The following is a 442-nucleotide window of genomic DNA, read 5'->3' as shown; positions in this document are numbered from 1 at the left end:
GAGCAATCAAAAAGGCTTAAAGATAAAATAAACCAAACACAATCCAATTTCACTACCCTTTTTAGAGATATTTATGACTACTTTAACTAAGCAATTTATATTTATAGCGCTCGCCTTAACGCTAGCAGGGTGCGACAAAGTGACTGTGAGCACCGTTACTGCATTATTAGAGCCTGCAGAAAAAATACACGCGGCCTCCCCTGAAGCAAGTGACTTTCAAGTTAATGGCTGTAATTTAACCTATAAAGGTCAATCACTTGTCTTTAATACCAGCATTGATGAGTGGGTTAAAATACTCGGCCCATACGACAGAGTCACTCACTTAGCAAACGACGTTTACTTCTGGGATGAAATAGGTCTCGGCCTTTTTTCTAGCACTGGCAAACACAGAGCAGATGAACTTCAGTTCGAGTTTAATGAAACCATAGCCTTTAGTGAAGAT

1 pseudogene is annotated in these 442 nt (G+C 39.6%); it reads left to right on the top strand.

The window, feature by feature from the left end:
* Positions 1-73: 73 nt before the first annotated feature.
* Positions 74-442: pseudogene (locus P20652_RS19440) on the top strand (hypothetical protein); the annotation flags it as partial.

It is taken from the genome of Pseudoalteromonas sp. BSi20652, assembly GCF_000239855.1.
GTDB lineage: Bacteria > Pseudomonadota > Gammaproteobacteria > Enterobacterales > Alteromonadaceae > Pseudoalteromonas.
This window is presented reverse-complemented; position numbering and strand designations above follow the sequence as displayed.